Below are 12,675 nucleotides of genomic sequence, written 5' to 3' on the forward strand. Positions count from 1 at the left end.
CATCCGGACAAAAGGAGGGCGGCCGTCAGGTGAAGAGGGGGTTGCCTGCGTCTCTCCCGCGAGGGGTGCGAACCTCATAGGGTTCGCAGAAGGAACAGCCACGCGTGCGACGCGTGGGACGAGCGGGGCGGGAGGCCTACGAGGCGTGGCGAACGTGGAGCACAGCGGGCGACCGGCGGGAGCCGCGGGAGCTGCGGGAGCCTTCGGGCCGAGTGCCGCCCAGACGGCCAGAGCACGGCTGCGCGTGGCGCGCCTGAGCCTGTGGCTGGTCGCCGCGGTCCTCGCCGTACGGCAGATGGCCGTGGTCCTCAGCACCCCGCAGGGGGAACGGCTGACGGACCTGGAGACCTGGGTCGGACCGAACGGCGTGCTGCATGTGAAGGGCTCGCTGTACGACTCGACGCGGTTCACCGGCACCCCCTTCGGCGGGCTCGTCCTCAAACCGCTCACCCGGGCCGCCGAACAGACCCTCGGCTGGGGCTGGACCTTCGGCACGCTGCTGCTCGTCGTCGCGCTCGGCCTGGTCGTCTCCCGGGCCCTTCCGCAGCCTGTCACCCGCCGTGCCTCGCTGCTCGCCGCGCCCGTCGCGATCAGCCTGCTCATGCTGTCGCTGCCGGTGCGCAACACGCTCTGGCTCGGCCAGACCAGCATCATCCCGGTCCTGCTCGTGCTGCTCGGCTGCTTCACCGTGCGCGGCGAGCGGGCCAGCGGTGTGCTGATCGGTCTCGCCGCCGCGCTCCAGCCGACGGTGCTGCTGTTCGCGCCGCTGCTGTGGTTCACCGGCCGGCGCCGGGCCGCCGTCTCCTCCGCGCTGACGTTCGCCGCGAGCGCGGCGATCGCCGCGGCGGCGATGCCGCACGACTCGTACACCTACTGGGTGCACCACATGGCCGGTGCCGGTCTCGGCGGCGCGGCGGACGGCCTCGGCAACCAGTCCCTGCACGGCGCGCTGCTGCGGCTCGGTCTCACCGGCCCGCTGGAGATCGGCGTGTTCCTCGCGCTCGGCGCGGCCGTCACGTACCTGGGCCTGCGCCGGGCCGTGCGGTACGCGCGCGACGGGCAGCTGCTCCTCGCGGTCGCGGTCACCGGCTGCGCGGCGATCGCCGTGTCGCCGACGACCTGGCAGCACCAGCTGCTGTGGGTGCTGCTCGCGGTGGTCGGCCGGGTCGGCAAGCGGGCCTCGGACCGGTATGTGTGGCCGGTCGCGGTGGTCCTCGTCGTCACGCTGCCCGCGAAGATGATGCTGCCGAACGTGCCGGCCATGTACCCGCTGCGTGACAACGTCGTCCTGCTCGCGGCCCTCGCCGCCGCGACCGCGGTCCCGTTCCTGTCCCGCACGTCGGAGCACTACCGCCGCCCGGTCCCCACGGAGTACGCCGAGCCGGTCCCGACCCGCTGGAAGCACGTCCCGCTGCTCCCGCACCTGCGCCGGGTCCTGACCCGCCCGAGCCTCCTCCTCGAACTCCTCCTGATCCGTGTCACCTACGCCGCCTACCAGCAGGTCCGCCTCGCTGCGGGCGGCACCGACGCGAGCGGCCGGGCCACGGCGGAACACCACGGCCACGAGATCCTCTCCATCGAGCGCTTCCTGCACATCGACATCGAGCACGCGGTCAACCACTGGGTCGTGAAGGTCGAGTTCCTCAAGGACTTCTTCAACTTCTACTACGAGTCCTTCCACTTCGTGGTCCCGCTGACCGTCATGGCCGTCCTGTACTGGCGCCGCCCGGTCGACTACCGCTGGGCCCGCGCCTCCCTCGGCTTCGCCACGCTCCTCGCCCTGGTCGGCTTCTGGCTCTACCCGCTGGCCCCGCCCCGCTTGCTCCCCGGCCTCGGCATCATCGACACGGTCCACGGAGTCCAGGACTTCTCCAAGCCGGACTACGGCTCCCTCACCGCCCTCACCAACCAGTACGCGGCGATGCCGTCCCTGCACTTCGGCTGGTCCCTGTGGTGCGGCGTGGTCATCGCGATCATCGCCCCGAAGTGGTGGATGAAGGCCCTGGGCCTCCTGCACCCGTTCTTCACCGTCTCCGCGATCGTCGCGACCGGCAACCACTGGGTGCTGGACGCGGCGGGCGGGGCGGCGGTCGTGGCGGCGGGCTTCGGGCTGTCGTATCTCTTGCAGGGGGCGCGGGCACGGTCGCTGACCAGACCGGTGCAGATCAACACCGAGTTGGAGCCGGCGACGAGCGGTCGTATTCGGAGCTGATGCGGTACTCGCCCGCTGTGGGCACCGTCAGCCGGGTGAAGTCCCCTTCCTTGGCGAGGCAGGCGCCGTCGGCGCGCAGCCACGGCGAGTACGCGACGCGGACGGTGACCGCCCCGGGCCGGGAGACGCGCACGACGATCTCGGCGCTCGTCGTCCGGACCACTGTCCCCGGTCGCGACACCAGGGGTACGGCGTCACGCACCTGGTAGACCCGCCAATGGGCGTCGCGCCAGACGGGTTGCAGCCAGTTGGGCCGCCGGTAACGGACAAGGGTCGCCTCGTCCTTGGCGTAGCCGTCCGGGGTGGCTTCCGGCAGGACGACGAAGCCGACGGCCCAGTGGTCGAGCCAGGCCCGGTAGGTGGTCGCGGAGAACGTGCCGTCGTAGAAGAGGCGGGCGCGTTCCATGTCGAGCTGACGGTTCCAGCCGCGGGCGAGGTTGATGTGCGGGGCGAGTTCGGCGGCCTCGCGGTGGTCGCGGGCCGGGACGGCCTCGACGCGGGTGCGCCCGGAACCGAGGCCTTCCAGGGTGTGGACGACGGGCTGCGTGTCGGTGGCCCAGGCCGGCACGACGGTGGAGACCTCCAGATCGTCGACGGTCTTCTGCCCGACCCAGAGGATGGAGAAGGCGAGCGCGGCCATCAGCAAGTTGCGGCCAAGACACCGGAGTTGGGGCGCGGTCAGGAGTACGGCGAGCAGGACGGCCGGGGCGAACAGTTCCGCGAAGCGTTCCACGTTCGTGCCGACGGGGGACGGGACGAGGTACGTGACGACGGTCCCGGCCGCGTACACCACCCCGCTCCACCGGGCGATCCGCCACCCGCTCGGGGCCAACGCGGCGATGGCGAGACCGAGGACGACCGGTGGCCAGGTGCGGCCCGGGGGCATCAACTGCTCGCCGGTGAACGGGAAGAAGAGGGTCGTCGCGCCGACGACGAGCGCGGGCGGCGCCATCAGCCCGGCCGCCCGCCGCCAGTCCCGTACGACGAGGAACGCGGCGCCTACGACGGCCAGGAACAGCCCGGCCACCGGGCTCGCCATGGTGGCGAGGCCCGCGTAGGCCGCGCCCAGGACGAGCCGCCGTTCGCGGGTGAGCAGCACGCAGGCGCCGAGGCCGAGGGCGATGCCGAGTGCGAAGGTGGTGCGGCCCGAGGCGACGTTGCACCAGAGCGCGAGCGACGTGAGGAGGGCTGGGCCGAGGGGGCGGCGGATGCCGGTGCGGGTGACAAGGACCGCCGCCAGCCAGGAGGCCGCGAGCCCCGACACGACGGTCACCGTGCGGACGCCCACCGCGGCCATCAAGTACGGGGAGATCAGGCTGTAGTTGGCGGTGTGCATCCCGCCGTACCAGAACAGGTTGTACGCCGATCCCCCGTGCCGCGCCGCGAAGTTGGCCCACGCGTCCTGGGCGGCGAGATCACCGCCACCGGTGGCGAGGAATGCCCACCAGACCGCGTACAGGGGGAGCGTGGGGAGCGTCGCGAGGAGGGGCAAGCGGTGGCGGGCACAGAAGTTACGGAAGCGTTGGTTCCGCTGCGCGGCCGTGTTCGCTGGCCGGACCAGGGTGCGGTGTTCGGCGGGGACCATGTGAACGGAGACGCGAAACCTGGGGGAAACGTTCAGTGAGGGCAGGGGAGTCACCAGGATGGGTGACTTCGCGCAATTACCGGTCGAGGAAGGTCTCGCCCGCGCCGCAGCGGTGCGGGGGGCCGGGTCCTGACCGCCACCGACGCCATGCGCCTGCCCTAGCGCTTGGCCAGATCCTCCTTGTCTCTGCAGGCTGTCTCGTCAGCGTTTCTCTGGTGGCGAAAGGATCCCGACAAACCAGGAGTCCACAGTTGGGCTCTTCCGGTAGAAGGTGTTCGGTTGCACCGGATCGCACAGTGCGACCAAGACGTCACCCTCCCGCAGCTCCACAGCTCTCCGGAACGAGCTGGTCCTGCTTTCCCTTGGGCGAATTACCATAAATTCCATGTCATGAAGACCAGGTGCAAGTTCGACGAATTTCGGCGCTTTGGTGGAACGGTTCCGAGAACAAATCTCCAGGCCGTTCTCGCGGATGGAAACGACACCCGCTCTGTCGGTAAAACTTCGGATTGGCTCTCTGATCTCAGCGATCAGCAGAACCCCCGTCCTGCTGCTCTTCTGTACTCTGCGCAGGCGCTTTCTGGCTCGCCAGGGTATCCGCTTCACTTCATCGAGAGTTCTCACGGAGAGCGGTGCATCGGATCTTTTCATGATCTAGTCTTCCTCACGCCTATCGTCACTCAGATCCCCTCCCGTGACAGTTCCAATCACTGCCCAGCCGACCGAATTCACGTTGGCGACTCCGGCCAATACGCGGCTCACCAGTGCCCCGAACTTCAGAGCCATTCGCGTGAATATGGGGGCCCCTACGGCGTCGCGCAGCATTGAAGCAGCCATTCTGCTTGCCCCATATCCAATCCCGGCCATTCCAAGGCTCATTGATCCCGCGGTACAGCTACCCCACTGTTGAGAGAAACACGCATCTGCGGTAGTGGCCCCGCCCAGCACGAAGCCGGCGACTAGCGCCGCGTCGGCGACCCACCCCAGTGGGGTGATCATGGAAGCGACGCCCAGCACGATGCCGGCTGTGCCCAGCCATGTGCTGTATTTCTGCATGAATCCGTGGGATGCGTCGATTCCCGTACCGACTCCGCCCATGGCGCTGCGCAGCAGGTCCCAGGGGGTGGTCGGCCCGCACAATGCAGCGACGAAGGCACCTGCGCCCACTGTCGCGCGGACGGCTGCTGAGGTGACCGTGGCGGCGGTGCTGCCTTCTTCTAGGCCGAGGAGGTCTACGGCTCCGGCTCCGGCCGCGGGCATGAGCAGTCCAGCGCCGAAGCCGTACAGCGCGCCCGTGCCGGCGGCTTTGCCGAGGCCGCTCCAGCTGAAGTCGTGGGGGTGGCTCAGGGAGTAGCTGACGCCGCCGAGAACTCCGCCGACGATGCCGCCGACCGCCGCGCTCACGCACAGCGGGCAGGCGCCGGAGGGGTCGGTGAGGGTGGTCGGGTTGTCGTCGGTGTAGGCGTACGAGGACGAGGCGGGGTCGGCGACGGAGCGTGGTGCGGGGTCGGTGCTGGTGAAGCGGCCGGTGCTGGGATCGTAGGTGCGGGCCCGCAGTTGGTAGCCGAGGGCGGTGCCGGCCGGGTCCTGGTACTGGCCGGTGTAGGCGAAGGGGTTGGCCGGTGCGCCGGTCACCAGGGCGGTGGCCGTGGTGTTGCCGTACGCGTCGTAGCTGTACTTGGTCTGGTCGACTCCGGCCGAGCTGGTGAGATCGGTGATGGAGCCGGACAGGTCGTGATGGTCGTAGAAGCTGCCGCCGCTGGTGCGCAGGGCCTGGGGCTCTCCCAGGGGGTCGTAGCGGTAGTCGCCGATCAGGGTGCCGGAGCCGTTGGTCTCGTCCGCGACCTGGGGCAGGGGGTTGTTGACGTCCCAGTAGGTGGTGCGGGAGAGCGTGCCGTTGGTCTTGGTGGTGGTCCGGTTGCCGGCCGCGTCGTAGGTGTAGGCGTACGTGGTGGAGCCGACGGTGGCGCCGGACAGCCGGCTCGCCGCGTTGTACTTGTAGGTCGTGGTGCCCGAAGAGGTCTGGTTGCCGTCGGCGTCGTAGGTGTAGGCGGTCGTGGTCGAGCCGGTGACGGCTTTGGTGAGTTCGTCGGCGGCGTCGTAGGTGTAGCCCGTGCTCGCGGTGCCGGTCGCCTTGGTGGTCCGGTTGCCGACCTTGTCGTAGGTGTAGGTGGTCTTCGAGGAGCCGGTGGGGCAGCCGGTGGAGCCGGAAGGAGCGGTGCACTCGGCCAGCAGGCGGCCGTTGGTGTCGTAGCTGTAGCTGGTCGGCGGCTGTGCGGTGCCGGCGCGGAGGGAGGTCACCGTCGACGGAGAGCCGTTCGCGTCTCTGGTGGTGGACCAACTCGCCAGAGTGCTGGTGGAGTTGGCCGAGGCGATGGTCGCCAGTCGGCCCGCGCCGTCGTACGTGCGGCTCTCCGTATAGCCGTTGGCGGTCGGGAGCGTGGTGGTGGTGAGGTTCCCGGCGGCGTCGTACCCGTAGGTGGTGGTGGCCGAGTTGGCGGTCTGGGCGGTGACCTCGTCGTCGGAGTTGTAGGTGAAGGTGGCCTGGTTGCCGTCGGGGTAGGTACGGGCCGTCACGTCGTTGTCGGCGTCGTAGGTGTAGGTGAACGGCGTGCTGCTGCCGGGGGCGGAGAGGGTGAGCAGGCGGCCCGCGGTGTCGTAGGTGGCGCTGCGGCTGCCCGTGGCGTCGGTGATGCCGGTGACCTCGCCGGCCGCGTCGTGGGTGTAGGAGATCGCGGCGGTGTCGTCGCTGTAGGTCACACCGGTCGGCAGACTGCGGCCGTCGTAGGCGGTGGTGATGGTCTGGCCGCGAGCGTTGGTCGTGGTGGTCGGGTCGCCGTCGGCGTCGTAGGCGTAGGTGTCGGCGCGGCCGAGGGGATCGGTGGTCTTGGTGAGGCGGTGGTCGGCGTCGTATGTGTACGCCGTCGCGTGGCCGTTCGCGTCGGTGCGGCCGGTGATGTCGCCGAAGGCGTCGTAGGTGAACGCGCTCACCCCGGTGTCGGGTGCCGTGACGGTGGTGAGGTTGTCGTCCGCGTCGTAGGCGTAGGCGGTGGTGTCGCCGCGGCCGTCGGTCGTGGAGGCGATGTTGCCGTCCGCGTCGTAGGAGCGGTGGGTGGCGGCGCCGGTCGGGTCGGTGACGGTGACAGGGTGGCCGGCCTGGTCGTAGCCGTAACTCCAGGTGTAGGCGGTCGCGTTGGCGCCGGAGACGTTGCCTCGGGCGTCGGTGGCGGTGACCCGGCGGCCGTCGTCGTCGACCGTGTAGGTCGTCTTCTCGCCCGACGGCGAGGTGACGGAGGTCAGATCGTGGTCGGCGTCATAGGCGTAACCGGTGGAGTCGTAGCGCCCGTCGGTGATCTGCGTGACCCGGTTGGTCGTGTCGTAGGTCCAACTGATGCCCGCGCTCAGCGGGTTGGTGACCCGGGTGGTGTTGTCGTCGGCGTCGTAGGCATACGTGGTCGCCCTGCCGAGCGGGTCGGTGACCTTGACGGGGCGTTGGCCGGCGTCGTAGGCGGTCGCGGTGGTCGCACCGGTCGGGTCGGTGACGGTGAGCCGGTCGCCTACGCTGTCGTAGCCGTAACTCCACGTGTACGAGGCTTTGTTGGCGCCTGAGACGTTGCCGCGCGGGGTGACCGTGCTGAGCAGACGGCCGGCCTTGTCGTAGCCGTAACTCGTCGTGGCGCTCAGCGGATCCGTGACGGAGGCGACCAGACCGGTCGTGGTGTAGGCCCGGGTGGTGCTCTTGCCGTCCGCGTTCTTGACGGACGTCGGACGGTTCGCGGCATCGTAGGCGTAGGTCGTGACCGCGCCGAGAGGGTCGGTCACGGAGGACAGGTTGTGCGCCGTGTCGTAGGCGTACGCCGTCTTCTTGCCGCGCGGGTCGGTGACGGAGGTGACGTCATCCGCCGTGTCGTAGGTGTAGGTGGTGGTGTGGCCGAGCGGGTCGGCACTGGTCAGGCGCCTGCCCGCAGTGTCGTAGGTGTAGGTGGTCTGCTCGCTCAGTGGTGTGGTGACGGAGGTGAGATTCCCGGTCGTGTCGTAGCCGTACGACGTCTTCTTGCCGCGTGGGGTCGTAGCCGAGGAGACCAGTCCCGCCGCCGTGTACGTCAGGTTCGTCACCCCGCCGGCGGGGTCCGTGATCGACGTCAGGCGGCCGGAGGTGTCGTAGCCGTAGGTTGTCTTGTCCGAGCGCCCGTCGGTGTAGGTGGCGACGTCGCCGGACGTGTAGGTCCACCGCTCCGTCGCGGTCGGTGTGACATGGGTGAGCCGGTGGCCCGTGGCGTCGTAGGTGTAGGTGGTGTGGTCGCCGAGCGGGTCGAGGACGGAGGTGCGGTTGCCGTAGCCGTCATAGCCGTAGTACGTCCGGTTGCCGAACGGGTCGTAACGGGCCGTCAGCAGACCGCCGGCGTACAGGTCGCTCCACACGCCCCCGTCCGGGGCGGTGATGTCCGTCTCCCCGGTCCGGTACACGAACGTGGTGGCCGCGCCCGTGGCGTCCGTCTGTGTGAGGACGCGCCCGGAGGAGTCGTAGTCGTTGCTCACCACGTCGTGACCGAGCGGGTCGTTGATCTTCGAGAGCCTGCCGCCGGTGTCGTAGGTGTAGGTGGTGGTGCCGCCGTTGAGACCCGTGACCGTCGTCAACCGGCCTGCGGAGTAGGCGTAGTCGACGTGCCGGCCGTCCGCCAGCGTGACCCGGCTGAGGGTGCCGCCGCTGTACGACAGGCTCACCGCGCGCCCCGCGGAGTCCGTCACGGTGCTCAACTGCCCGCCGGAGTAGGCGAATGCGAGGCCCTGACCCGAACGGTCCTTCCTGCTGGTGAGCAGCCCCGCCGAACTGAACGTCAGCGCCTGGCCGTCCAGCGTGGTCAGTGTGTAGCCGCCGCCGGAGACCGCCGCCAGGGTCGAGCGGGCGAGGACGGGCGCGGTGAAGGTGCCGGTGGAGGTCTTGGTGTAGGTGAAGGTGGCGCCGTTCTCGTCGCGGACCGTGACGTCACCGTTCGCGGCCACCGTGAGAGAGGTCTCCCAGGGCAGGGTCCAGCCGGTGCCCAGGGCGCCCGAAGTCGTGTCGTTGGACGAGTAGTTGCGCGACAGCGTGAACGGCACGCCGGGGGCGGCCACGGTCGCGTCGGTGAACGCCTCGGCGAAGGCGCCGGTCGCCGAGTTCACCGGGTCGCAGTCCAGGGCCTGGGGCCGGGCGGCACCGGAGGCCGTGCCGCCGCAGCGGCCACCGTAGGTCTGGGCGGCCTGAAGGGAGGGGAAGGTGTAGGCGTTGACGGCGGTACCGCCGGCAGTACCGCCTGCGTCCGTCACGGTGCCGACCACGTTCAGGCTGACGAGGTGGGTCCCGTCCGCGACGCAGTCCTGCGGCACCGTATATGTCTCGTACACCCGGGGCGCAGTCGGCGTGGGGCCGCCGTTGCTGGTGTTGAGCTGCGTGAAGTCGGAGGGTGCGGTGACGACTTGGCCGTCGTCGAGAGTGATGTTCGCGCCGCAGCCGGAGAGCTCCCAGGTGACATGCACCTGCGCTGTCACATTGAGATAGGTGTTGCTCGTCGAGTCGTAGTCGTCGACCGAGTTCCAGATGTCCGCGCCCAGCGTGAGTGTCTCCCCCGGAACCACCACACCCATGTTGAAAGAACCCGGTGAGACTTCCAGGTTGGCCCAGGACCTCGGATCACCGCCCGACCCCGCCATCACCACGTTGTCCGGCACGCCCCAGACGCTGGTGGCGGCAGCCGCGTCCCTGTGCACGGCGGCTGTCGCGGCGGCGCCGTGCGCCGAGACGGACTTCCGTACTTTGCTGACGTTCGCGCGCACTGCGGAGCGAGTGGGCCGTGAGCCGTGGTGGGGCACGACCGACGACGCGGCACGCGTACCGTTCGCACGATCCTGGGCGATTTCGGCGTGCCGTTGCGACACCGTCATCGCGTGCTGCGCCCTGACGGGCGTCGGCTTCGCCCCCGCAGAGAATCCTCCACTCACGGCGGGCGCGGCGACCGCCGCACCCGGGATCGCGGCGTTGAGACCCGCAAGCAGGGCCAGCACCACCACGGCTCTGAGCGCTTTGAATCGACGGATGTCCATGACGCAGCCCCCTAGGCCCGAAACGAACTTCGTGGCACCGCGACACTCAGCCGGTCATGAACATGCCGCACGACGAATGATTTCCCTCCTCGCCGAGGAGGAACAGCGTCCGTTTTTCGGATCCGGGCAGGTGCGATCCGATCCCGCCAGATGGGCGAGTGATACGGAAATCTACGGTTTGTCACCCGGCTTTCTCGTGCGTCGCCCGTGACGGTAGAGGTTTTCTTTGCCCCGTACTTAGGGTCTTCGCCAGGTTTTGATCGGGACATTCTGAAACCGGGGGGACGTCGAAGGGTCCGGCCGCCGTGCAACGTCTCAAAAGCGTGCCGGTGCTAGCACTCGAACCACACCGTCTTCCCACCCCCGGCCGTCCGTCTCACCCCCCACTTGTCCGTCACCGCGTCGAGAATCACCAGCCCGCGCCCGTTCTCCGACTCGGCGTCGAACTCGGCGTGCAGGTCCGGGAGTTCGGAGGAGCTGTCACTCACCTCCACCCGTACGCCCTTCGTCTGGCACAGCAACAGCAGTCCGCACCGCCGGTCCGGAACATGCCGTACGACATTGGCGACCAGCTCCGTCACGGCCAGTTCGACGGCGTCGGACAGCTCCGGGACGCCCCACTCCAGGAGGAACGAGCGGACGATACGGCGGATGTGCCGGGCCGAGTGTTCACCCACGGTGAGGTGCATGACGTACTGCCGGCGGTGGGGAACGGCCAGCAGGGGCGGGGGAATTGGTTCGTTCACACTACGAGAGTGATGTCTCACCGCTACCCTCGGCAACGGTACGAATACAACCCGTTCGCGGGTGGGCAGAGTGGACTGAGTTGGGAGACAGGGGGCTTCGCGTGCACATCAACACCCTTGATCCGGGGGCGTCACCGCTCGACTACTACGGCTTCGAGCTGCGCCGCTACCGGGAGGCGGCCGGTCTCACCCAACGGCAGCTCGGGGAGATCATCAACTACACCGGGTCACTGATCGGCCAGATCGAAACGGCCAGGAAGCTGCCGACGCAGGCGTTCAGCGACGCGGTTGACGCTGCGCTGGGTACGGGTGGGTTGTTGTCCCGGTTGCTTGACCTTGTGCTGCGCAGTCAACTCCCCGCGTGGTTCCGGCAGGTGGGCGAGTTGGAGGCACGGGCCCTCGAGATCTGCTCCTTCGAGGCGCAGATGATCCACGGTCTCCTTCAGACCGACGAGTACGCGCGTGCTGTGCTCGGCACGTTGGACCAGAGCAACCTGGACGATCGGACCGCCGTACGAGTTGCTCGTCAGCGCATCCTCGAGAAGGAGAATCCGCCGGTCTTCTGGGTGATCCTGAGCGAAGCCGCGCTGTATCTGGAGATCGGCGGCCGGAAGACCATGAGGAACCAACTGGCCCGCATGTTGGCCCACGAGAACAATCCCCGGGTCAACATCCAGATCCTCCCGTTCTCGACGGGAGCACACGCGGGACTGACGGGCTCGTACGACCTCTATCGCTTCCCGAGCGATCCGCCCATCGTCTACACCGAGGGCTACGGAAGCGGGCATCCGAGCGCCAACCCGGACACTGTCATGGACTGTTCGCTCCGTTACGATCATCTCCAGGCCGCCGCCCTCTCCCTCAGGGACTCGGCGGAGCTGATCCGGCGCGTGATGGAGGAACGATATGGGGAACAACGCGATGCCGACGGGGACTCAGTGGCGGAAGTCCAGCTACAGCAGTGACCAGGGCGGCCAGTGCATAGAGATCGCCGAAACCCCCTGCCCCACCACCCCCACCACCACTCTCGCCGTCCGCGACTCCAAGACCCCGGCGGGGCCGATCCTCACCCTCGGCCCCGCCGCCTTCACCACCTTCGTCAACTGGACCGCTACGACGGCTGGTTGAAGTAGTAGTCCTGGTCGAGGTCCGCGAGCAGTCCGATCCGCGTCGGTGTCCATCCGAACCGCTCCCGGGTCAGTGTGCTCGTGCCCACCAGGTCGGACGAGTAGAAGCGGCCCAGCCAGCCGAAGTGGGCCCCGGCCTCCTCGACCGGCATGCTCTTCACCGGTAGGTCCAGCCGTTTGCCGATGACCTCGGCGATCTCCCGTACGGGTACGCCCTCGTCGTCGATCGCGTGCAGGACCGTGCCCGCCGGGGCGTTCTCCAGGGCCAGCCGGAACAGTCGCGCGGCGTCGTAACGGTGGACGGCGGCCCAGCCGTTCGTGCCGTCGCCGGGGTAGGCGGAGACGCCCTTGGCGCGGGCGATGGCGATGATGCCGGGGACGAAGGCGTGATCGCCCTCGCCGTGCACCTGCGGCAGCCGTACGACCGAGGAACGGACACCCCGTGCCGCCGCCGCGAGGGTGGTCACCTCGGCCGGGAGGCGGGTCAGGTCGGGGCGGTCGGCGGGGTCGGGTACGTCGTCCTCGGTCCGGCCGTGGCTCATCACGGAGCTGATGACGAGGGGGCGGTCCGAGCCGGCGAGGGTCTCGACGAGGGTCCTGACCGCGCTCAGGTCGATCGCGACGCACGCGGCGTAGTTCGAGAAGTCGTGGATGAAACCGGTGTGGATCACACCGTCGGCGGCGGACGCGCCCGCGCGGAGGGCGTCGAGGTCCTCCAGGGAACCCCGGTGGACCTTCGCCCCGGTCGCGGCCAGCCGTTCCGCCGAGGTGTCGGAGCGGGCCAGGCCCAGGACCTGGTGTCCGGAGTCGAGCAGTTCGCGGACGACCGCGCTGCCCACGAATCCGGTCGCGCCGGTGACGAAAACACGCATGACGAAATCACCCCAGGTGGGTCGGGAAGTGGTGTGCTTCCAGCCTGCGCCC

Annotated in this window: 7 protein-coding genes; 3 read left to right on the plus strand and 4 right to left on the minus strand. The window is 69.0% G+C overall.

Features of this window, described 5'->3' with window-relative positions; genetic code table 11:
• Positions 1 to 145: 145 nt before the first annotated feature.
• Positions 146 to 2,212 carry a phosphatase PAP2 family protein gene (locus ACIQBL_RS40990; protein ID WP_401952027.1) on the plus strand — a complete coding sequence of 689 codons (2,067 nt, stop codon included), beginning with the start codon at positions 146 to 148 and terminating at the stop codon, positions 2,210 to 2,212.
• Here the strand turns inward: ACIQBL_RS40990 and ACIQBL_RS40995 are convergent.
• The 3 genes from ACIQBL_RS40995 to ACIQBL_RS41005 all read right to left on the minus strand — a co-directional run bounded on the left by ACIQBL_RS40995 (position 2,166) and on the right by ACIQBL_RS41005 (position 10,624).
• Positions 2,166 to 3,797, minus strand: coding sequence for a hypothetical protein (locus tag ACIQBL_RS40995; RefSeq protein ID WP_401952030.1), 1,632 nt, complete (start codon positions 3,795 to 3,797; stop codon positions 2,166 to 2,168). The two genes, ACIQBL_RS40990 and ACIQBL_RS40995, sit on opposite strands and share 47 nt — an antisense overlap.
• 654 nt (positions 3,798 to 4,451) lie before the next feature.
• Positions 4,452 to 9,878 (minus strand): DUF6531 domain-containing protein, encoded by a 5,427-nt coding sequence (locus ACIQBL_RS41000; protein WP_401952033.1) that lies wholly within the window; start codon positions 9,876 to 9,878, stop codon positions 4,452 to 4,454.
• A 332-nt stretch (positions 9,879 to 10,210) separates the two neighbouring features.
• Positions 10,211 to 10,624 carry an ATP-binding protein gene (locus tag ACIQBL_RS41005; RefSeq protein WP_401952035.1) on the minus strand — a complete coding sequence of 138 codons (414 nt, stop codon included), beginning with the start codon at positions 10,622 to 10,624 and terminating at the stop codon, positions 10,211 to 10,213.
• Between the two features lie 101 nt (positions 10,625 to 10,725).
• On the opposite strand from ACIQBL_RS41005, the gene ACIQBL_RS41010 reads away from it, so the two are divergent.
• On the plus strand, positions 10,726 to 11,589 hold the full coding sequence (locus ACIQBL_RS41010; protein ID WP_401952038.1) for a helix-turn-helix domain-containing protein: 864 nt from the start codon (positions 10,726 to 10,728) through the stop codon (positions 11,587 to 11,589).
• Positions 11,546 to 11,752, plus strand: coding sequence for a DUF397 domain-containing protein (locus ACIQBL_RS41015; protein WP_401952040.1), 207 nt, complete (start codon positions 11,546 to 11,548; stop codon positions 11,750 to 11,752). The genes ACIQBL_RS41010 and ACIQBL_RS41015 overlap by 44 nt, the downstream gene beginning before the upstream one ends.
• Here the strand turns inward: ACIQBL_RS41015 and ACIQBL_RS41020 are convergent.
• Positions 11,736 to 12,623 carry an SDR family oxidoreductase gene (locus ACIQBL_RS41020; protein ID WP_401952043.1) on the minus strand — a complete coding sequence of 296 codons (888 nt, stop codon included), beginning with the start codon at positions 12,621 to 12,623 and terminating at the stop codon, positions 11,736 to 11,738. The two genes, ACIQBL_RS41015 and ACIQBL_RS41020, sit on opposite strands and share 17 nt — an antisense overlap.
• Positions 12,624 to 12,675: the final 52 nt, after the last annotated feature.

Source organism: Streptomyces sp. NPDC088350 (assembly GCF_044753545.1).
Lineage (GTDB): Bacteria > Actinomycetota > Actinomycetes > Streptomycetales > Streptomycetaceae > Streptomyces.